This window comes from Bradyrhizobium sp. ISRA430 (assembly GCF_029909975.1).
Lineage (GTDB): Bacteria > Pseudomonadota > Alphaproteobacteria > Rhizobiales > Xanthobacteraceae > Bradyrhizobium.
On record NZ_CP094516.1, the window covers coordinates 6,436,604 to 6,456,503 of the forward strand.

16 protein-coding genes and 1 pseudogene are annotated in these 19,900 nt (G+C 64.3%); 6 read left to right on the forward strand and 11 right to left on the reverse strand.

Annotated features, from left to right (window positions below; genetic code table 11):
• Window positions 1-3: 3 nt before the first annotated feature.
• From MTX21_RS30560 to MTX21_RS30575, 4 genes are read right to left on the reverse strand one after another with little or no spacing between them, the layout of a single operon-like run.
• Entirely contained in the window at window positions 4-831 is an 828-nt protein-coding gene (locus MTX21_RS30560) for a carbohydrate ABC transporter permease (RefSeq protein ID WP_280968322.1), read from the reverse strand.
• Window positions 828-1,724 (reverse strand): sugar ABC transporter permease, encoded by an 897-nt coding sequence (locus tag MTX21_RS30565; protein ID WP_280968323.1) that lies wholly within the window; start codon window positions 1,722-1,724, stop codon window positions 828-830. The genes MTX21_RS30560 and MTX21_RS30565 overlap by 4 nt, the downstream gene beginning before the upstream one ends.
• Complete coding sequence (locus MTX21_RS30570; protein ID WP_280968324.1) at window positions 1,721-3,079, reverse strand: extracellular solute-binding protein; 1,359 nt, start codon at window positions 3,077-3,079, stop codon at window positions 1,721-1,723. The genes MTX21_RS30565 and MTX21_RS30570 overlap by 4 nt, the downstream gene beginning before the upstream one ends.
• Before the next feature lie 28 nt (window positions 3,080-3,107).
• Window positions 3,108-3,872, reverse strand: coding sequence for a FadR/GntR family transcriptional regulator (locus MTX21_RS30575; RefSeq protein WP_280968325.1), 765 nt, complete (start codon window positions 3,870-3,872; stop codon window positions 3,108-3,110).
• Between the two features lie 158 nt (window positions 3,873-4,030).
• Here MTX21_RS30575 and MTX21_RS30580 point away from each other — a divergent pair, with 158 nt between their 5' ends.
• Complete coding sequence (locus MTX21_RS30580) at window positions 4,031-5,458, forward strand: sulfatase-like hydrolase/transferase (protein WP_280968326.1); 1,428 nt, start codon at window positions 4,031-4,033, stop codon at window positions 5,456-5,458.
• Between the two features lie 200 nt (window positions 5,459-5,658).
• On the opposite strand, the gene MTX21_RS30585 is transcribed toward MTX21_RS30580, so the two are convergent.
• From MTX21_RS30585 to MTX21_RS30595, 3 genes are all read right to left on the reverse strand, one after another.
• A complete protein-coding gene (locus tag MTX21_RS30585; protein ID WP_280968327.1) occupies window positions 5,659-6,750 on the reverse strand; it encodes an enolase C-terminal domain-like protein in 1,092 nt (363 codons plus the stop codon).
• Between the two features lie 171 nt (window positions 6,751-6,921).
• A complete protein-coding gene (locus tag MTX21_RS30590; RefSeq protein ID WP_280970839.1) occupies window positions 6,922-8,145 on the reverse strand; it encodes an ABC transporter substrate-binding protein in 1,224 nt (407 codons plus the stop codon).
• Window positions 8,146-8,592: 447 nt separating this feature from the next.
• Complete coding sequence (locus tag MTX21_RS30595; protein ID WP_348637452.1) at window positions 8,593-9,522, reverse strand: carboxylesterase family protein; 930 nt, start codon at window positions 9,520-9,522, stop codon at window positions 8,593-8,595.
• 471 nt (window positions 9,523-9,993) lie between these two features.
• Between MTX21_RS30595 and MTX21_RS30600 the strand changes: the two genes are divergently transcribed.
• Entirely contained in the window at window positions 9,994-10,140 is a 147-nt protein-coding gene (locus MTX21_RS30600) for a hypothetical protein (protein ID WP_280968329.1), read from the forward strand.
• Here MTX21_RS30600 and MTX21_RS30605 read toward each other — a convergent pair.
• The 3 genes and pseudogenes from MTX21_RS30605 to MTX21_RS30615 all read right to left on the reverse strand — a co-directional run bounded on the left by MTX21_RS30605 (window position 10,137) and on the right by MTX21_RS30615 (window position 13,933).
• Window positions 10,137-11,722: pseudogene (locus MTX21_RS30605) on the reverse strand (ATP-binding protein). The gene MTX21_RS30600 and the pseudogene MTX21_RS30605 overlap by 4 nt on opposite strands.
• Window positions 11,719-12,423, reverse strand: coding sequence for a response regulator transcription factor (locus MTX21_RS30610; protein WP_280968330.1), 705 nt, complete (start codon window positions 12,421-12,423; stop codon window positions 11,719-11,721). The pseudogene MTX21_RS30605 and the gene MTX21_RS30610 overlap by 4 nt, the downstream one beginning before the upstream one ends.
• 199 nt (window positions 12,424-12,622) lie before the next feature.
• Window positions 12,623-13,933: a DUF4173 domain-containing protein gene (locus tag MTX21_RS30615; RefSeq protein ID WP_348637453.1), complete on the reverse strand. Its 1,311-nt coding sequence runs from the start codon at window positions 13,931-13,933 to the stop codon at window positions 12,623-12,625.
• A 190-nt stretch (window positions 13,934-14,123) separates the two neighbouring features.
• On the opposite strand from MTX21_RS30615, the gene MTX21_RS30620 reads away from it, so the two are divergent.
• Together MTX21_RS30620 and MTX21_RS30625 are read left to right on the forward strand one after the other, a co-directional pair.
• Window positions 14,124-15,422 carry a glycoside hydrolase family 3 N-terminal domain-containing protein gene (locus MTX21_RS30620; protein WP_280968331.1) on the forward strand — a complete coding sequence of 433 codons (1,299 nt, stop codon included), beginning with the start codon at window positions 14,124-14,126 and terminating at the stop codon, window positions 15,420-15,422.
• A 294-nt stretch (window positions 15,423-15,716) separates the two neighbouring features.
• Window positions 15,717-15,923, forward strand: a complete 207-nt coding sequence (locus MTX21_RS30625; protein ID WP_027552016.1) for a hypothetical protein — start codon at window positions 15,717-15,719, stop codon at window positions 15,921-15,923.
• A 174-nt stretch (window positions 15,924-16,097) separates the two neighbouring features.
• On the opposite strand, the gene MTX21_RS30630 is transcribed toward MTX21_RS30625, so the two are convergent.
• A complete protein-coding gene (locus tag MTX21_RS30630) occupies window positions 16,098-16,943 on the reverse strand; it encodes an SDR family NAD(P)-dependent oxidoreductase (RefSeq protein ID WP_280968332.1) in 846 nt (281 codons plus the stop codon).
• A 191-nt stretch (window positions 16,944-17,134) separates the two neighbouring features.
• Here MTX21_RS30630 and MTX21_RS30635 point away from each other — a divergent pair, with 191 nt between their 5' ends.
• Both MTX21_RS30635 and MTX21_RS30640 read left to right on the forward strand, forming a co-directional pair.
• Window positions 17,135-18,631 carry an aldehyde dehydrogenase family protein gene (locus MTX21_RS30635; protein WP_280968333.1) on the forward strand — a complete coding sequence of 499 codons (1,497 nt, stop codon included), beginning with the start codon at window positions 17,135-17,137 and terminating at the stop codon, window positions 18,629-18,631.
• Window positions 18,632-18,749: 118 nt separating this feature from the next.
• Entirely contained in the window at window positions 18,750-19,877 is a 1,128-nt protein-coding gene (locus tag MTX21_RS30640; protein ID WP_280968334.1) for an alkene reductase, read from the forward strand.
• Window positions 19,878-19,900 lie beyond the last annotated feature (23 nt).

Consider the following 19,900-nt stretch of genomic DNA (forward strand, 5'->3'; position numbering starts at 1 on the left):
ATGTCACCCTTTGACCGCACCGGCCGTGAGACCGGAGACGAGATAGCGGCGCACTGCGAGCGAAAAGATCAGCACCGGCGCCATCACCAGCGAGCCGCCGGCGGCGATCTTGCCCCATTCCCAGCCCTCGTAGTTCATGAAGTTGACGACGGCGACCGGCGCGGTGCGCGCATTGGTGCGGGTCAGGATCAGCGCGAAGAAGAAATCGTTCCAGGCGTAGAGGAAGCAGAGGATCGCGGTCGCGGCGATGCCGGGCGTCACCATCGGCAGCACGATCTTCGTGAACACCGTGCGCGTCCGCGCCCCGTCGACGAGGGCAGCCTCCTCCAGCGAGATCGGCACCGTGTCGAAGAACGGCTGCATCATCCAGATCACCAGCGGCAGGTTGAAGCTGGTGTAGACCAGCACGAGACCTGTGATGGTGTCGAGCAGGCCGATCCACCGATAGAACAGGAAGAATGGGATCGTGAACGCGATCGGCGGCGCCATCCGCGTGACCAGGATCGCAAAGCTGAGGCCATGTTTGCCGCGCCCGGCCCAGCGCGACAGCGCGTAGGCCGCAGGGATCCCGAACAGCAGCGCGAGCGCTGTCGAGAGCGAGGCGCTGAGCAGGCTGTTGACGAAGGAGGCCGAGAACGCGCTGTGCCAGAGCGAGATGTAATTCTCCAGCGTCGGCGTGAAGATCAGCGGCGGCGGGAATTGCAGGATCTGGTCGTTCGACTTGAAGCTCATCTGCAGCAGCCACAGGAAGGGCGAGAGCAGGATGAGCAGCGTGATGGTGATCGCGACCAGCCGCCCCGGCGTCGCATGGCGTCCGGAATGTTCGCTCATGCCATCGCCTCCCGGCGGCGGCCCATCCAGACCAGGCCAAGGCTGATGCCGGCGACCAGCAGCAGCATCACGACCGTCACCGCGCTGGAATAGCCAATCTCGTTGGTGTCGAAGGCGAGCAGATACGCATAGTAATTCGTGACCTCGGTGACCGTGCCGGGACCGCCGCTGGTCAGGAGGAAGATCAGCGGAAACGCCTTCACGCTGTCGATTAGGCGGAACATGCCTGAGATCACCAGGATCGGGGTGATGAAGGGGAGCGTCACGTACCAGAAGATCTGCAGGCGGTTGGCGCCGTCGACGAGGGCGGCCTCCGAATATTCGTCCGGAATGGTCTGGAGCGCCGCCAGCACCATCAGGAAGGTGAAGGGCAGCCACTCCCAGGTGTCAGCGATGATGATCGCGGTCAGCGCGAAGTCGACGCTCGAGGTCAGCGCCGGCATGGTGAAATGCAAGGCCTGCGCGGCGTAGTAGAGCGGGCTGATGTCGGGCGTGTAGATCAGCTTCCAGATCACCGCGACCACGATCGGCGGCAGCACCATCGGAATCAGGAAGAAGGTGCGCGCGAATTCGACGAAGCGCGACTGCACGTTCAAGAGCAGCGCGAGCAGCATGCCTAGCAGCACCTGGAACAGCACGCCCCAGAACGACAGCTTGGCTTGCACGACGAGCGAATTGACGAAACGGGGATCGCCGGGCAACAGGCCATAGTTGCGCAACGGTGCGCTGAAATCGGTGGCCGAGCCCGGCGCCGTCAACTGGAACGGCGTCAGGCTCGTCACGACGAGGTAGATCGCCGGCAGCACGGCGACCGCGAACAGCACGATCAGGCTCGGCGTGAGCGCGAAGGCGATGAACCTGCGGCGCTCTTCGTCAATTCCACCCTGCTTCAAAGCTGGGTCCCGGCTCTGCGAAGTGCTGCGATCGCCTGGTCCTGGGCGGCGTTCATCGCGTCCTTGGCGGGGAGCTGGCCGGTCGCCACCTGCTCGAACGCCTTGTTGAGGACGTCGCCGACGATCGGAAACTCCTTCACGGTGCGATAGGCCATGTAGTTCTCGCCCTTGGCCGGCAATTCCAGCACTTCGAGATAGAGCGCGCCGAGGTCCTGGCCGTTCACCGTATTCAGCTTGCGATAGGCATCGCTGGTGATGATCGAGCGTCGGCAGACCGAGGAATGACCATGCTCCTTGACGAGCCGCATCGAGATGTCGGGGGAGAGCGCCCATTTGATGAATTCCCACGCCGCCTTCTTGTTCTTGGCGTTCTTGGGAATGCCGAGCCCTTGGCTGTTCGACGCCGGATGGTCGTGCACGGGGCCGGCCGGCATCCGCACCACGCGCGAGGTGTCCTTCACCTTGCTCTCCTCGGAGAGCAGGATCGGCGTCACCCAGGCGCTGGAATGGATGAAGATGTTGGAACGGCCGGTGAGCAGCGACTGCCGTGCCTGGTCTTCGGTATAGGTGAGGACGCCCTTCGGCGCGCTCTTCAGCAGCTTCGCGTAGAACTCGATACCCTCGATGGTCTCGGGCTTGTTCAGCGCAGGCATGATGTCGCCGGGCGGATTGCGGAAGATGTTGCCGCCGAAGCCCTGGATGTAGGGCGGCAGGTTCCAGTGGTGGAGCCGGAACGCGACGATGCCGCTCGCGCCGTCGGTGCCGTTGATCTCGGCGCAGACCTGCTGCAGCTCGGCAAAGGTTTTGGGGATCTTCAGCCCCTTCTTCTCCATCAGGTCCATCCGCGACAGCCCCATCACCATCGCGCCGCCTTCCCAGGAATAGCCGTAGGTGCCGCCCTTGGCGTCGCGATAGGGCACCTGCGCGCCCTCGACGAAGTCCTTCGGATTCCACTCGGCCGGCGTCAGGTTGGGATCGCCGGTGAACTCGTCGAGATTGGAAAGCAGCCCCGCCGCGACCCAGCGCGCCGCCAGGATGAAGGTGACGTTGACGAAATCATAGGCCGAGCCGCCTGAGGACAGTTCGAGATTGGCCTGCTGGTTGTAGACCGGAAAGGCGGAGAGCTGGAGATCGACCTTCATGCCGGTCTGCTCTTCGAATTCCGGAATGTATTTCTGCAGCAGCGTGAAGAAGCGATGCTGGAACGAGGCGCCATGCAACGTGACGCCGGCAAACGGCTTGGTCTGCGCGATCAGCGGCGCCGGAAATGCCGCGAGCGCCGCGCCCGCGGCGCTCGCTTTCAGCAATTTGCGGCGGGTGATTGCACGCGCGGGTTGGTCCGCCCTGTTCTTCATGATGTCCTCCCTCAATACGGCTTGGTTTTCAACGCGTCCGCTTGGAGCGGGCGCTATCATCCTCGGCGTCCTTCTTCCGTTGGCGCGACAAGGCCGAGATGATGTTCTGTTCGGTGAGATCCATGAGCTTGTGCATGGCCTGGCGCGCGGCGTCGGGATTGCGCGCCCATATCGCGTCGAGGACCGCGCGGTGATAGGGCAGACTCTTGCGCGGCGCGCCCGGGTTTTGGGTCGACATGTTGAACGACATGCGCAACGCCGCGGCGACGGTAGCGCCGAAGGCGATCAGGAAATCGTTTCCCGTCGCGATGAGAATGCCGCGGTGAAACTGCAGGTCCGGTTCGGCATAGGCGAGGCGGTCCATTCCGGCTGCGTCCATGCCGCGATAGGCGCGTTCGATCCGGGCGAAGTCCTCGTCAGTGCCGCGCACGGCGCAGATCGCGCAGGCCTCGGGCTCGACGATCCTGCGGATCTCCAAAAGCTGCTTGGCGAACTCCCGTGTCGGCAATTCGGACAAGGTCCAATTGAGCAGCTCCTCGTCGAGCATGTTCCAGTCGATGCGCGCCCGCACATGCGTGCCGGCCTTCTGCTTCGAGGCGATCAGGCCCTTCGCCTTGAGCAGCGAGAGCGCTTCGCGAATGGACGCGCGGCTGACGTCGAAGCGAGAGGCAAGCTCGATCTCGCGCGGCAAGGTCGTGCCCTCGCGCCACACGCCGGTCAGAATCAGCCTTGCCACCTCACGGGCGACCAGGGCGCTCGACTGCGGGCTGTCGTTGCTGTCGGGTTTTGCCACGTTGGTTGGGCCCTGCGAGTTCAAATGTCTGAGTTATTTCAGATGAATGGGAAAAGTTGGCTCTCGACGCAAGATAATCCGAACAGGCGAGGTTTGACAAGAATTATTATGTCAGACATATCCTCTGCTAACTCAACGCCGCGTAGGACAAAACAACCGTGACAAAGCCCCATATCGTCCTGGTCATGACCGATCAGCAGCGCTTCGACACGATCGCGGCGACGGGCCACCCCTATATGAAGACGCCGAATCTCGACCGCCTGGCGCACGAGGGCGTCTATTTCGACAATTGCTTCATCAATGCGCCGAGTTGCGTTCCCTCGCGCGCGGCGCTGTTTTCCGGCCTCTATCCGCACGCATCCGGCGTGCTGCGCAACGGACAGGCTTGGCAGAAGACCTGGGTCAGCAAGCTGGCGGAGGCCGGCTATCACTGTGTCAATGTCGGCAAGATGCACACCATCCCCTATGACGCCAAGGCAGGCTTCCACGAGCGCTTCGTGGTCGAGAACAAGGATCGCTTTTTCGAGGGACGATGGTTCGCCGATGAGCTCGATAAGGCGTTCGCTGCGCACAAGCTCACAAAGCCGTCGCGCGCCGGCTACCGCAGCCTGCCGGATTACGGCGACAGGATGGGCGCATTCACCTGGCAGATGCCGAAGTCGCTGCACCCGGACATTTTTGTCGCCGAGACCGCAATGTGGTGGTTGCAGACACGCCCCAAGCCCGATGCGCTGTTCATGCAGATCGGCCTGCCCGGACCGCATCCGCCCTATGACCCGTTGCCCGAATATCTGGAGCACTACCTTGGCCGCAACGACCTGCCGGTGCCGCAGCCGACAGAGGCCGAGATCGACGGGCTGCCGGCCTATCTGAAGGAGAAGCGGCGTCACGACACCGAGGTCGACCACGACGCCGTGTCATGGAAGCTTCAGCCGACGCATGAGGAAATGCGGCGTCTGCGCGCCCATTATTATGCGAACGTCACCATGATCGACGAGCAGATCGGCCGCCTGCTTCAAACGCTGGAGGAAAAGGGTTATCTCGACAACTGCGTCCTCATCTTCATGTCGGACCACGGCGACAATCTCGGCGAACACGGCCTCAGCCAGAAATGGTCGATGTACGAACCTGTCACCCGCGTACCGTTGCTGTTCTGGTCGCCGGGGCGGTTCACGGGCGGGCGGCGGATTGCCGGGAAGTGCCAGCTATTCGATCTCGGCCCGACCATCCTGGATCTCGCCGGCGCGCAGCATCCAAAGCCGTGCCAGGCCCGCAGCCTGCTTTCCCCGCTCGAGGGCGAAGACTGGACAGGTCGCGATTTCGTCTTCAGCGAGCAGGCCGGCGACGTCGCCATGACCGGCGCAAGGCTGATCACGATGGTGCGCGACGATAGGTGGAAGGCCGTCTTCATTCACGGCGCAGAGGATGGCCAGCTCTTCGATCTCGAGAATGATCCGCTCGAACAGCGCAATTTGTGGCATGCGCCCGAACACGCCGACGTCATCAGCCGCTTCAAGGATGCCTTCATCGACTGGCGCCAGAACAGCTTGCTGGAGACGATGGATCTGAATGCGGCGGTGCGCTGATTGAGCTGATTCTTCACCTCGCCCCGCTTGCGGGGAGAGGTCGAATTTGCGCGGAGCGCAAATTCGGGTGAGGGGGCTCCGCGAGTCTAACTGCTAGCGTCCCTGCGGAGGCTCCCCCTCACCCCAACCCTCTCCCCGCAAGCGGGGAGAGGGAGCGCATCTTCGCCGCGGATGCAGTGTAATGTCATCCCACTGAGCGATCACGCCACCAAGTACTTCCTCACCGCCGCTTCGTCCCATTCGATGCCGTTGCCGGGTGTCTCGTTCGGCAGTGCGAAGCCGTCCTTGATCGCGAGGCGTGTTGCCAGCACGGCGTCAGCCCAGTCGACATATTCCAGCCAATGCGCGGTCGGCGTCACGCACAGCAGATGCGCGCTCACCTCCGAGAACAGATGCGTCGACATCTCGATGCCGGCGGCATGGGCGAGCGAGGCGGCGCGCAGCCAGCCGGTGACGCCGCCGATACGCTGGACGTCCGGCATGACGAAGTCGCACGCCTCCGCGGCGAGTGCGGCCTGCATGGAAAAGGCGCTGTCGAAATTCTCGCCGATCTGGACCGGCGTGCGGAGCGCGTCCGCTATGCGGGCGCAGCCGGCATAGTCGTCGTGGCGGATCGGCTCCTCGATCCAGGTCAGCCCCTCGTCGTCGAGCATCTCGCCGCGGCGGATCGCTTCAGTGACCGTCAAGGCCTGATTGTAGTCACACATCAGCGTCACGTCGTCGCCGACGGCCTTGCGCACCGCGCGCACCACATTCAGGTCTTCACGCGCATCGGGCCGGCCGACGCGGATCTTGGCGGCGTGAAAACCTTCGGCGAGCAGCTTGTGCGCCTCGTCCACCGCGGCGGCGGCCGGCATGATGCCGAGCCCCTTCGAATTGTAGGCCCGCACCGGCTTTGGCGCGCCGCCGAGCAGGCGTGCCAGCGGCAAGCCGCGTGTACGCGCCAGCGCGTCCCACGCCGCCATGTCGATGCCGGATTGTGCCAGCCGCTGCAGGCCGGCAAGTCCCAGCAACGTGAAGCGCTGGGTCAGCTTGCGCTCGATCTCGAACGGCAACAGGTCGTCGCCGGCGATCATCTCTGACATCTCCGCGACCATCGCGGTCAGCGGCTTCAAGGCCGCCGGCGTGATCGAGAACAGATAGGCATGCCCCCGCGCACCCTGGTCCGTCTCGCAATCGACCAGCACCAGCGGCGCCTTGGCGACCGCACCGGTCGAGGTCTGGAGCGGCAGGTTCATAGGCACGATCACGGGGCGCACAGTGAAGCGCTTGATGCGGATGGTCTCGGTCATGGGGTGTCTCCCGGCGGAGCGAATGCAGGTCGGTGCCGATCTTAAACATTCGCCATGAAACGAAAAGGCGTTTGCCACGGCCACCATAAGATGCGGTTGCGCCGTTGGTGAAATCGGGTGCGTTCGCTGCTCGAAAGCGCGCTGGCCTCGCTCAAGCCTGCCCGAGGCGGCTCATCGCGCCGCGCCTTCCGTGAATGCGGTCTCGATCACCGCGCCGAATGGTTGCCAGGTGCGGCCGTCGAACTGGACAAGCCGCATCTGCTTGATCGGCAGATAGCTGTCGGGCGAGGTATTCATCCTGATGTTGGGCAACGCCACAGAGGGCTGATAGTCCCTGAGCGAAGCCGCGTGACGCATGATGTTCTCGCGCGACAGGTCGTCGCCGCATTGCTTCAGCACCTGCGTCAGCGCCTCGGCCGCAGCGTAGCCATACAGTGCAGCGTTGTTGTTCGTGCTTTCGACGTGATGGTACTTGTCCATGAAGGCGAACCAGTCCTTCATGCCAGGATCGTTTTTCCACGCAGGATCGCTTGGATCCTTCAGAAAGGCCGCCGAGATCACACCGGCCGAATTCTCCAATCCTGCGGGCGCCATCGCATTGGCGATCGAGGCGGAGGCATCGTTCACAATGACGACCGGGTGCCAATTGAGCGACGCCGCCAGCTTGATCGCTTTGGATGCCGTCGATGGCACGCCGAGAAAGACGAAAATGTCGGCGCCCGCGCGCTTGAGGATCGAGACGTGCCCTTCGAGATGCTCATCGGTAATGTCGAAGGCGATGTCGACGAGGACAAGACGGTTCAGATCGCCAAGACCTTCCTCGATGCCCTTGAAGACCATGCGCCCGAACTGGTCGTTCTGCCAGAGCACCACGATCTTGCGATGCGGATAATAGGCCTGAATGTAGTTGGCGTAGATGCGACCCTCGGCCCTGAACGAGGGCTGCCAGCCCATGGTCCAGGGAAACCGGTTGGGCCGGCTCAGCTCCTCGTCACCGGACGCAACGAAAAGCTGCGGAATCTTCCGCTCGTTGAGATACAAGCGCGTGGCGAGATTGCCGGGTGTGCCGAACGCGCCGAACATCAACAGCACGTCGTCCTGCTCGACCAGATTGCGGGTCAGCTCCAGCGCGGTCGATGGATCGGAGTTGTCGTCGCGCGTGATGAAGCGGATCTTGCGGCCGTTGATCCCGCCGCGATCGTTGATCATGTCGAAATAGGCGGCCTCTGCCTTGCCGATCGCGCCGAATTCCGAGAGCGGCCCCGAATACGGCATGACGTTGCCGATGCGGATTTCACTGTCGGTGACGGATTGCTCCGCATGTTGCTGCGACATCGCCCCGAGCGAGGCTAAGGCGACCAACACAACGAACAGCATTCTGCCGGTGACGCGCATGTTCGATACCTTGATGTTGGCCCCTCCCGAGGTCGGCTCACCCTGCACCAAGGCCGCTTGATCTAGGTCAAGCGTTTGTCAATCCTGTGGCTCGACGTGTCGTTTCGAGATCCGTGCCGTCGAGGCGAAACGGCAGGCGTGTTGACGCGCCGCAGTACGTTCGCTGCTCGAAGCGCGGTGACCTCGCTCAAGCCGGCTTAGGGATGCGCGGACTTTTGATTGAGAGAGTGTGCCGTGTGGCACCCCCTCCCTAACCCTCCCCCGCAAGGGGGGAGGGAACGCACCTTCATTTTGACGAATGACTCCATTCTTTGGCGCCATGGCATTGAGGCACAGCGCAGCCTCGCGCTACGCTCTGCTCCCTTCCCCCTTGCGGGGAGGGAGCAGGCGAGGGGGTTAGCCCAGCAAAAGGTGCGATTCAGTCGTCATGCTGCGGGCAACGCGCCGCTATGGCAGCCCTCGCGCCTCGAGCTGTCGCACGAGCAAAAGCGTCGGCCCGGCGAGGCTGTCGCCGGAGCCGTCGAGCCCGAACGCCGCGGCGATGCCGTCGCGGCTGTGTAGGATCGTGGTGCGCGGGCAGTGGCCGGCGGCGCAGAGCGCATGTTTCAGGGATTCGCCTTGCGCGACGAGATGTGCGGGATCGCCTGCCGCCCAGGCCAGCACGATCGGCTCATCAACCGTGAGGATGCCGGGAAAGATCGATCGCTTGTCATATTGGCTGGCATCGGTGCCGAAATAAGCCTTTTCGCTGTCGCTCGCGTCCTTGCCGGCGCGGTAGATCCCGGACACCAGTACGAGGCCGGCGACATCGGCCCGGTCGGCCTGGAGTTCGGGATGCGCCAGCAGGCTCGCGACATGGAAGGCGCCGGCGCCATAGCCGACCGCGACGATCTCGCGGGCATCGCCGTTGAACAGGTCGATGTTCTGGTGCAGCCAGGACAGCGCCGCCGCCACGTCGGTCGCGCCGGTCGGCCAGGTCGCCGCGGGTGCGAGGCGGTAGTTCACGCGCACGCCGATCATGCCGTTGCGCGCGGCAAAGCACATGGCCTGATCCTGGACCTCGCGCGACAGGTCCGGGGCGGCGGTATCGCCGGTGAAGGTATCGCCGGCCACGAACACCAGCACCGGCTGCGGCATATCCGCCTTGGTCTGGCTGGTGGCGACATCGAGCACGTTCTGCTCGCTCTCGCCGTAGCGCAGGCCGCGCGAGAAGGCGACCTGCTCGCACAGCCGGGCCGTGCCGCCGGCGCTGGTGTCGGCATCGGTGAGGCCCACGCGCACAAGATCGGAAGAACCTTGCGGCCGTACCGGCACGGGGCCATGGGCGGAGGCCGTCGTCATGATCAAAAGAAGGAAAAAAGCGAGACAATTCTTCATTGTTGTGGTGCCGCCTCGCGCGGACATCGCATTAAACGGGTTCAGAGATGAGCGTGCCTTGGGGCGATTTAACGGCAGGCGCGGCCGGCCCTGCAAGTCTTGTCCAAGTCTTGTCCAAGTCTTGGTCCAAGGCCAGCGCGCCCTGTGACCCTGTTGTCGGCCATGCCGTGGAAGGCGCACACGCAATCGAGCAGGCCATTGGAGGGCAAGCTTGCAAACCGCGCGATGATATATCGGTGCCGCTGTTTTGCCCGACGTGTCAACGACTTTGCAGCGCGCAATGCCTTGTGCCGGCAACACCCGGCTACTTTGCATGGGGTTGTTTTTCGGTTTTTTTGTGGGGCATGCGAACCGCTCCGCATCGCCCCCCGCGACTGCCGGCCGGCAGCCGGTCCTCGCATTTCCGTGATGGAACCTTATGGCGGCTGATGCGACTTACATAAGACGCGGGAAAAAACGCGCGAGGCTGTCATGGCAGAGCATTGGAAGCACACCGCCGATCCGGCCGAGATCATGCGGGCGACCGGTCACCCTGAACTGGAATATGCGGCGGGTTGGACCATCGCCGGTCTGGTCACGATCGGCACCATCATTGCTGCCTGGGTATTCGCGATCTAGCCCAATGGAAACCAGAGCTCGAAGGCCGCGCCCTCGTCGGTCGGCTTGAGCCTGATCGAGCCGCCATGGCTCGCCATTACCGCCCGCGCGATTGCGAGGCCCATTCCGGTCCCACCCTGGTCGCGGCGGGTGGTGAAGAAAGCGTCAAATATCCTGTCACGATTGGGCACTGAGATCGGCTCGCCGTCATTGCTGACCGTCAGCCGCAGGGTGGCGCGTTCGTCGACCGCCTCGAGCCTGATCGTCCTGGCCTTGTGCCGCATCGCATTGTCGGCGAGGTGCGACAACACGATCAGGGCTTTCTCGCCGGACATGCCGATCGGCCGGTCGAGGCTGCCGCAGGCCGAGATCGAGCCGCCGGAAACCGGGTCTTGAGGTCGGCAATGACGGGCGCGAGCTCCGTGCGTTCGTTCTGCGGCAGGCTTTCGGCGCGGGCCAGCTCGCGCAGCCGCTGTGCCATCGCTTCCAGCCGCTCGGTATCGGACAGGATGTTCGCCACGAATGTCTTCTGCTCGGCGGGCGTCAACGCATCGGATTTGCCCTGAAGCGAATCCTGCAACAGCTCGGCCGCGCCCTTGATCGAGGTCAGCGGCGATTTCAGCTCGTGAGTGAGGTGCGCCGAGAACGTCGCAATGTAGTCCGAGCGCCGCGCGAGCTGCTCGGCCATGCCGAGGAAGCTGTGCGAAAGCTGGGCGAACTCCCGCGTGCCGTAATGCCTGAGCGGCTGGAACGCCTCGCGGTCGCCGCGGCCGATCCGCGCCGCGCGGTCGATCAACTCGCGCATCGGCAGCGTGATGGTGCGGGAGAACACCAGCCCGATCGCGATCGTGCCGAGGATCACGGCGAGCCCCGCCAGCACGAACTTGCCGCGCGCCTGGTAGAGATGGTCGAAAATGTTGCTCGGCGTCCGCGTGGTGTAGATCACGCCGGCGACGCGGCTGTTGACGATGACGGGCATCGCCGAAAACACGTGCACGCCGAGGCCGCGGCTGAACGAATAGATCGGCGGCGGCGGCTTGTCTGGTACGCGGTTGCGCAGCGTGGCGCGATATTGGCCGTGTAGCGCGTCGGCGACTTCCTCGATATGAGCGAGCGACTGCCCGACCTCCTGGCGGCCGGCGATCACCACCCCTTGCGGATCGAGGATCCTGAATCCTGCCAGCGTCACCTTCTGGGTCTCGCGAATGATCGGCGTCAGTTTGGCGCCGATCTGGACATAGGCCTGCTCCGCGGGCCGGGCCGCGGCCTGAGCATCGGGGCGCCGCCGCAACAGGTCGTTGGCGGTCAGGTCGAGCGCAGGCCGGATCGGCGTGAACTGGTCGCCGGGATCGGGCAGCACGCCGGGCGGCACCTCGGCGCCGAGCGTCAGGTCGTTGCCCAGCCGCGCCTCGACCTCCTGCGCATAGATCGTCGCGAGCACGCGGCTCTGCGCGATCAGCTCGGCCTGGGTCTGGCGGATGAGCTGGTTGTCGTAGAGGCGGAAAAAGAACAGACCGACCAGCGGCAGCACGCCGACTGTGGTCAGCACCGCAAAAATGACGAGGCCGAGCGATGGCCGCCACTTGTCGGGCGCAGTGCTCATGCCTGCTTCTCGCAGCGGCCGAGCTTGAAGCCGACGCCGTGAATGGTCTCGATCACGTTGTCGCAGGCCAGCGCCGCGAGCTTGGCGCGGATGTTGCGGATATGGCTGTCGATGGTGCGGTCGGAGACCTGAATGTTGAGCTGATAGGCCGCCCGCATCAACTGCTCGCGGTTGAATACGGCAGTCGGTCGGGTCAGGAACGCGCGCAGGATGCCGAACTCGATCGCGGTCAGTTTCAGCGCGGTGCCGGCGAAGGATGCGACGTGCTGCTCGGGATCGATCAGGAGACTGCCCTGGATGAGCGCCGCTGGACCTGCCTTGGTCTCGCCGTTGCGCGGGCTGAGGCGGCGCAGGATGACGTTGACCCGCGCCACCAGCTCGCGCGGGCTGAACGGCTTCGTTACGTAATCGTCGCCGCCGATCTCCAGGCCAAGCACGCGGTCGATCTCCTCGTCGCGCGCCGACAGGAACAGGATCGGCACGTCGGAGTGTTTGCGCACTTCGCGGCAGACGTCGAGGCCGTCGAACTCGGGCATGCCGACGTCGAGTACGATCAGGTCGGGTTTGTCGGTGGCAAAGCGGCTGAGCGCCTCCTTGCCGTCGCGCGCCTCGATCACGTCCATGCCGGCCCTTTTGAGTGCAACCCGGATGACCTCGCGGATGTGGCCCTCGTCGTCGACGATGAGAATGCGATGCGCCAAAGATCTCTCCGCGTCCTCGTCAGCCTGCAGCCTTCGCCTGCGCATCGAGCCTGCGTTGCAGCCGCCAGCTTCGAAAGCTCCAGGCCCGCCAGGCCATGTCCTGGCGCTGCTGTTCTACAAGCCGATCGCGGCGTGAAACAAGGCAGCTATCGCCCGCCAGCGCCCGAAGCTGGATCGCCTTGCCGATCGCAGGCAGCGCCTACGGTCCGAGCGTGAGAAGGTAGTTGATGTCGATCTGCACGCCTTTGCCCGACATCTCGCGGCTGTGGGTCAGATTGTAGTCGGCGATGAACGCATCGAAGTTCACGAGCGAACAGGCATATAGCACGCTCGTTAACGCGATCAGATTGGCGCCGACGAGCCATCGGTTGGAACGGCTGAGCACGATGCGGGCCATGATCAGGATCAGCCCGAGCGCCACCAGCCCCATCCAGATGAAGGCCGCGATGCGCCAGTAGGTCAGCATGTAGATATCCACGTAGAGATCGAGGCGGAGGATGGAGGAGGCGACCAGGAGGACGTTCTGACCCACCCAGAGATAGACCAGCGGCCGGATCACCTTGGATTTCTCCGCCGGCCCGCCCGGGCGCATCGCGATCAGCACGAAAGCGGCGGCGAGCAGTGCGGTTGCGATCAAGGGGTAGGCGCCACGATGGGCGTAGGCCGCATAGGTGAGGCCCGTGGGCAGCGCCACATGGCCCCAGAGATAGATCCCATCGAGGATGGACTGCGCGGCGAACAGCACATTGAACAGGACCAGCGAGCGCAAAATCGTCGCTTGGCCCAGGAACTCGGCCGGCACGAAGGGCGCGAGGGGCTCCGGCTCCGCGACATCGGCCGCGGCAGTGGTAACGCTCATCTTGCGCCGCCAGCGCACATGGATGAACGGCCAGACCAGCGCCAGGATCGCCGTCCAGAACAGCACGCGCCAGAAGCTGACATATTCGAGAATGATCTTCGGATTGAGCAGGGATACCCATTGCTCGATTACCGGATTAGCCGCGGCGAACAGCGCGACGAAGACGGTGCCCAGCACCGCAGGCGCCAGCCAGAGCGCGACACCCCGGGTGAACGCCGACATGTTGAAGACCTGGAGTGCGTCGGGAAAGAATCTGAAAGGTCCGAACAGGACGAAGTTGCGCAAGGCGCGGGCGCGGTCCGCGAATTCGGTCGTCTCCGGATTGGTCGCAAGCAGCAGGCCGACCGCCAGCGCGAAAGTGAGGATCAGGAACGAGAGCGGGTTGAGCTCTTCGATGGCTGGCACGAGGCCGGCGGCGAGAATGGCTGCACAAGTCAGACCGCGCCGCAGGTCCAGCGTGGCACGATTGACGATCGACGCGACGCAAGCAATCGCGATGGCAAAGAGTGAGAACGACAACCCGATCCGCTCACCATAGAACAGCCAGTCGGCGAGCGCAGCCAGCGCCAGCGCGAGCCCGAGCTTGACCGGAATCGGGGAAGGCCTGATCGGTTGGATGTCCGTCGTCGACGTCGAAGCCAGGCTCGTCATGTCCAGAAGACCTTTTGTGGTTGATGGCGCCACGAAGTCTGGACGCTGCTTGTGCAGAAGCCGGGATCATCGTCTGCACGAGTTCAGGAGTTTCGTGCAGTTTTCGTGCAGGCGCGCTTTTGCCTCTCGCGCGACGTGAACCGCCTTGATAGGTGCGAGGCATTCGTCGCCTCGCACCTGTCGCAACCCCATGCAGCTCATTCGTCGTATCGGTCTCACCCTGCTCTGGCTGGCCGCGCCTGTCCTCGCCTTCGCTGCCGCGAACAAGAACGATCCCTATCTGGTCGTGCTGCGTGGTGCGGGAAACATCGCGCTTGTCGCCGTGAACATCGTCGTTGTCATCGTCCTCTTGCGCCGGGGGCGCTGGCGCGGCGTGGCCGGCAAGCTCCTCGTCCTTCTCTGGTGCCTGCCGCCGCTGCTGATGGCGGCGGCGCATCTGCGATTCGAGCTGCGCAAGCACGATGTCCTCAGCGCGAGCGCTGCAGAGGCGCGGCAGCTCGGGCCTCGCTTCACGGTCGGCTATTCGTCATTTCCCGAGGTCGCGCGACTTGCCGAGCAAGGCTTGATCGGCGGCATCTACGTAACCCGGCACAACATCAGGGACCGGACCGTCGATGCCCTGCGGGCCGAGATCGCGGCGCTGCAGGACAGGCGGCGCGCCGCCGGCCTGCCGCCGCTCATCGTCGCCGCCGATCAGGAAGGCGGTATCGTCGGCCATCTCTCTCCGCCGCTGACAAAGGTGCCGGCGCTGGCGACGCTCGTCGGACTCGCGCCGGATGGCCGCCGGGCTAAGGCGGAGGAGTTCGGCCGCATTCACGGGCGTGAGCTTGCAGGGCTCGGCGTCAATCTCAATCTCGCGCCGGTGCTCGATCTCAAGCCGAAGGTTCAGCGCAACCGCCTCGACTTCCACACGCTGATCGGCCAGCGCGCGATCGCGAGCGATCCGGCAGTGGTCGGCGAGATCGCGAGCGCCTATGTCCGCGGTCTCGAGTCTTTCGGCGTCGGCGCCACGCTCAAGCATTTTCCGGGCATCGGCCGGTTGCGAACCGACACGCACCATTTCAGCGCCAATCTCGATACGCCAGTCGAAGAGCTTGAAGCATCCGACTGGCGCCCGTTCCGGGAGGTGCTCGCGCAGTCGCACAGCGCGCTCATGATCGGTCATGTCACGCTGACCGCCATCGATGCCGGTCGCGCTGCCTCGCATTCCAAACGCGTCGTCGAGGGGATCATCCGCGACAAGTGGAATTATCAGGGCGTCGTGATGACCGACGACCTCGTCATGGGCGCGATCTACCAGCACGACGTCTGCAAGGCCGTGGTGGAGGCGATCAACGCCGGCGTCGATCTGCTCTTGGTCGCTTATGACGGCGCGCAATTCTACCGGATTTTTTCGTGCGCGCTCGATGGCGCGCGGAAGGGAAAGCTCGATGCAGATGCCTTGCGTGGAAGTGAAGCGCGCTTGGTTCGGGCGTTTCCGGCCGATTAATTGTCGGTTGCCATTTCAGTCCTCGCTGGCCTTAGGAGGTTACGGCGTCACCGCTCCGCGGCTCTCGGCGCGCGGGGCGGTCAGCTCCTTCCAGGTGGAGTTCGCAACGTGGACCGGCATCCGAGCCGACCGCGATCGAAATTTTAGTCATTTTGCCGCCCGCGATTTTGCGGCGTCTGCGCTGCGCATCGTCCCGCAATGGCTCACTTGATGGCGCTGTTGCCTCAGCTTGCCGATTGTGATTTCGACGCAGGTGCGATATGGCTCTCGCGCTTTCAGAGGCGGAGACGAGCTTTGTCGAAACAATCCCTGCGAGAGGAGGCCGAGCGCCTGATCCGCGAGTCGATGGAGAAGAAGACCATCGTCGTCAAGCAGGGCACGACCCGCATCGAGGCGGTCTGCGGCAAGTGCGGCGCGCCGAACCGGGTGCAGGCGCCCAAGGGTCAGTCGCGCGTCAAGTTTGCCTGCAAGCAGTGCGGGCACCAGCAAGAGACGCTGTAGGCATTCTCGACTGCACCCTCTCCCCTTGTTGTGGGAGAGGGTGGCGCGCCGCGGAGCGGCGAGCCGGGTGAGGGGTCTCTCTCCGCAAGTTGCTCTCTCAGTTGTATCCGCGGACGGAACCCCTCATCCGGCGCTTCGCGCCACCTTCTCCCACAAGGGGAGAAGGGAAGGCGTCTAGTTGCCCTCCACGAATCTCTTGAACGCCTCCGCATGGTCCGGGTGCCAGCGCGACAGTGGTGGGCGGTTCTCGATGATATCGCCGGCGGCCCAGAGCATGCGCTTCTCGTCGAGTGCGCGCGGCACGTCGTTGTCCGGACACAGAATATAGAAATCGCCGGCCTCAAGCCGCGTCAGCATGAAATCGACTGTCTGCTCCGGCGTCCAGGCGCCAGCCGGCTTTTCGGTGCGCCCCTTTGCGGTGAGACCGGTGAACACGAAACCGGGGATGAGCAGATGCGCGGTGATCCGGCAGCCCCTGGTGTTGCGCAGCTCGTGCTGGAGTGCCTCGGTGAATGCCTTCACGCCGGCCTTCGAGACGTTGTAGGCGGGATCGCCGGGTGGTGTGGTGATGCCCTGTTTCGAGCCGGTATTGATGATGATGCCGGCCTTGCCGCGCGCGATCATGCCGGGCGCGAAGATGCGCGAGCCGTGGATGATGCCCCACATGTTCACGCCGATGATGCGCTGCCAGTTGTCGGGCTCGCCGAAGAGCGTGCTGCCCGGCTGGATGCCGGCATTGTTCATGAGGATGTCGGCGCCGCCGAAGCGCTCGCGCACCGCACGCTCCAGTTCCGCCACGCTCTCAGGCTTGCTGACGTCGGTGACGGTCGTCATCACATTCGCGGCACCCGCGACCGATGACAGTTTTGTCGCGGCCTCCGTCAGTCGTGCCTGGTCCACATCGACGATGCAGAGTTTCATCCCGGCCTGCGCGAAGGCCATGGCGGCGGCAAGACCGATGCCGGACGCGCCGCCGGTGATCACGGCAACGTTGTCTTTGGCAATGGCGGCATGTGGCATGGATGGTCTCCGGGGCAGGGGCGTTGCACACGATCGACCCATAACATGGCGGTCTCGCGACCCTGCTCAACTGGGCATGGGAGGTCTTCGTTCCACGCCGACTTTACGCCCAATCCGCACCGCTGTAATCTTTCCGACCTAACGATCCCGCCCAGATCGAGCCAATCAATTACCTCACAGGGAGTGCAGCCATGGCTGTGTCGCAGGCTATTCCGATCACGCGCCATCCGTTCGCCAACGGGTCCTACAAGCAGATGCTGATCGACGGGGAGTGGGTGGATGCTGCTTCCGGCAAGCGCTTCGAGACGCGCAACCCTGCCACCGGCGAGCTGCTCGCAACCGTCGCCGAGGGCGATAAGGAAGACATCGATCGTGCGGTCGCCGCTGCCCGCCGCGCCTTCGAAGGTCCCTGGAGCAAGATCAAGCCGTTCGAGCGGCAGAACCTGCTGCTCAAACTCGCCGACCTCGTCGAGAAGAATTTTGACGAATTGTCGCAGCTCGACACGCTCGACATGGGCGCGCCCGTCAGCCGCACCCGCGCCTACCGGCTGCGCGCCATCGGCATGCTGCGCTACTATGCGGGCCAGACCACCGCGATCCACGGCGAGACCATCGAGAACTCGCTGCCCGGCGAGATCTTCTCCTACACGCTGAAGGAGCCGGTCGGCGTCGTCGGCGCCATCATTCCCTGGAACGGCCCGCTGACCGCGACGATCTGGAAGATCGGCCCGGCGATCGCGACCGGCTGCACCGTGGTGCTCAAGCCCGCCGAAGAAGCGCCGCTGACCTCGCTGCGCATCGCCGAGCTCGCGATGGAAGCGGGCGTGCCGCCCGGCGTCATCAACGTCGTTCCCGGCTATGGCGAGACCGCCGGCGCCGCACTCGCCTCGCATTACGATGTCGACAAGGTCGCCTTCACCGGCTCGCACGTCACCGGCCAGTCGATCATCCGCGCTTCGGCCGGCAACCTCAAGCGCGTCTCGCTCGAGCTCGGCGGCAAGTCGCCGGACATCGTGTTCGCCGATGCCGATCTCGATGCCGCCGTGCCGGGCGCGGCGATGGCGGTGTTCGCCAATTCGGGGCAGATCTGCAGCGCCGGCACGCGTCTGTTCGTCGAGCAGTCGATCTACGAGGAGTTCGTCGGCCGCGTCGCCGAGTTCGGCAAGAAGCTGCAGGTCGGCAACGGTCTCGATCCCAATGTGCAGATCGGCCCGCTCGTCTCCGAGCAGCAGCTCGAGCGCGTCACCGGCTATCTCGACATCGGCCAAAAGGAAGGTGCGCGCGCGCTCGCCGGCGGCGGCCGCGTCACCGAAGGCCCGCTGGCCAAGGGCTTCTTCGTCTCGCCGACGGTGTTCGCGGGCGTCCAGGACAACATGCGCATCGCGCAGGAGGAGATCTTCGGTCCCGTCATCTCCGCGATCGCCTTCAAGGACATGGACGAACTGGTCAAGCGCGCCAACGCCACCACGTTCGGCCTCGGCTCGGGCCTGTGGACGCGCGACGTCAGCAAGGCGCATGCGGTCGCGAAGTCGTTGCGCGCGGGTTCGGTCTGGGTGAACTGCTACCAGGCGATGGACCCGGCCGTGCCCTTCGGCGGCTACAAGATGAGCGGCTACGGCCGCGAGTCCGGCAAGCAGCACGTCGAGGAATATCTCAACGTGAAGGCCGTCTGGATCAAGACGGCGTAATACTCGCATTTCCTTCCGCGTTTCGCGGGAAGGAATATTGCCTAGCAGGGGCGGTGCCTTTTTCGGTAGCCGCCCCTCTTATATGATCCGCATCCTTCCGTAGCCATTTGGGGCAGACATGAAATCTCCGGCGTTGTTCAAACCGTTGCAGGTCGGTCCGTACAAGCTTGCGCATCGCGTCGCGATGGCGCCGTTGACGCGCATGCGGGCGGAGCGCGAGAGCTTCGCGCCGCGTCCGCTCAATGCCGAGTATTACGGCCAGCGCGCGACGCAAGGCGGCCTGATCATCGCCGAGGCTTCGCCGGTGCAGTCGAACGGCCGCGGCAATCCTGCCACGCCCGGCATCTATTCGGAGGCGCAAGTATCCGGCTGGCGTAAGGTGGTCGATGCCGTGCACGCCAAGGGCGGCGTCATCTTCCTTCAGCTCTGGCATGTCGGCCGCGTTTCGCACTCTTCCTTCCATGGCGGTGCGCTGCCGGTGGCGCCGTCCGCGATCCCGATCCGCGCCGAGGGCATGAGGGCGATGACGGCCGACGGCAAGGTCTCCGAGTACGAGACGCCGCGCGCGCTGGAGACGGACGAGGTCAATGACATCGTCAAGGCATTCCGCCAGGCCGCTAAGAACGCGCTCGCCGCGGGCTTCGACGGCGTCGAGATCCACGGCGCCAACGGCTATCTGCTCGAGCAGTTTTTGCAGTCGCGCAGCAACCAGCGCACCGACCAATATGGCGGTTCGATCGAGAACCGTGCGCGGCTGCTGCTGGAGGTCACGCAGGCCGCGATCGACGTCTGGGGCGCGAACCGCATCGGCGTGCGGCTGTCACCTTACGGCATCGCCAACGATTCCGGTGAGCCCGATCCGATGCCGCTCTACACGCATGTGGTGAAGGCGCTCGACAAGCTTGGCCTTGCCTATCTGCACTTCATCGAGCCGCGCTCGAGCGGCTCAGGCCGCGCCGAGGTCAACTGGCAGAACGTGCCGTCGGCGATGGTGCTGTTCCGCCCGCTCTATAGCGGCGTGCTGATCACCGCCGGCGGCTTCACGGGCGAGACCGCGAATGCAGCGATCGCCGATGGCCACGCGGATGCCATCGCCTTCGGCCGCATCTTCATCTCCAACCCCGACCTGCCGCGCCGCCTGCAGCATGATTATCCGATCACGCCCTACAATCGCGCGACGTTCTACGGCGGTGAGGAGAAGGGCTACACGGACTATCCGGTGTATGACGAACTGACCCCGGCGTAAGGTCGCTGCAGCCATCATAGCCG

Coding starts and splice junctions, on each gene's coding strand:
- MTX21_RS30560 (WP_280968322.1), bottom strand. CDS start 831: ATGAGCGAACATTCCGGACGCCATGCGACGCCGGGGCGGCTGGTCGCG.
- MTX21_RS30570 (WP_280968324.1), bottom strand. CDS start 3,079: ATGAAGAACAGGGCGGACCAACCCGCGCGTGCAATCACCCGCCGCAAA.
- MTX21_RS30585 (WP_280968327.1), bottom strand. CDS start 6,750: ATGACCGAGACCATCCGCATCAAGCGCTTCACTGTGCGCCCCGTGATC.
- MTX21_RS30590 (WP_280970839.1), bottom strand. CDS start 8,145: ATGCGCGTCACCGGCAGAATGCTGTTCGTTGTGTTGGTCGCCTTAGCC.
- MTX21_RS30595 (WP_348637452.1), bottom strand. CDS start 9,522: ATGAAGAATTGTCTCGCTTTTTTCCTTCTTTTGATCATGACGACGGCC.
- MTX21_RS30600 (WP_280968329.1), top strand. CDS start 9,994: ATGGCAGAGCATTGGAAGCACACCGCCGATCCGGCCGAGATCATGCGG.
- MTX21_RS30615 (WP_348637453.1), bottom strand. CDS start 13,933: ATGACGAGCCTGGCTTCGACGTCGACGACGGACATCCAACCGATCAGG.
- MTX21_RS30620 (WP_280968331.1), top strand. CDS start 14,124: ATGCAGCTCATTCGTCGTATCGGTCTCACCCTGCTCTGGCTGGCCGCG.
- MTX21_RS30630 (WP_280968332.1), bottom strand. CDS start 16,943: ATGCCACATGCCGCCATTGCCAAAGACAACGTTGCCGTGATCACCGGC.
- MTX21_RS30635 (WP_280968333.1), top strand. CDS start 17,135: ATGGCTGTGTCGCAGGCTATTCCGATCACGCGCCATCCGTTCGCCAAC.
- MTX21_RS30640 (WP_280968334.1), top strand. CDS start 18,750: ATGAAATCTCCGGCGTTGTTCAAACCGTTGCAGGTCGGTCCGTACAAG.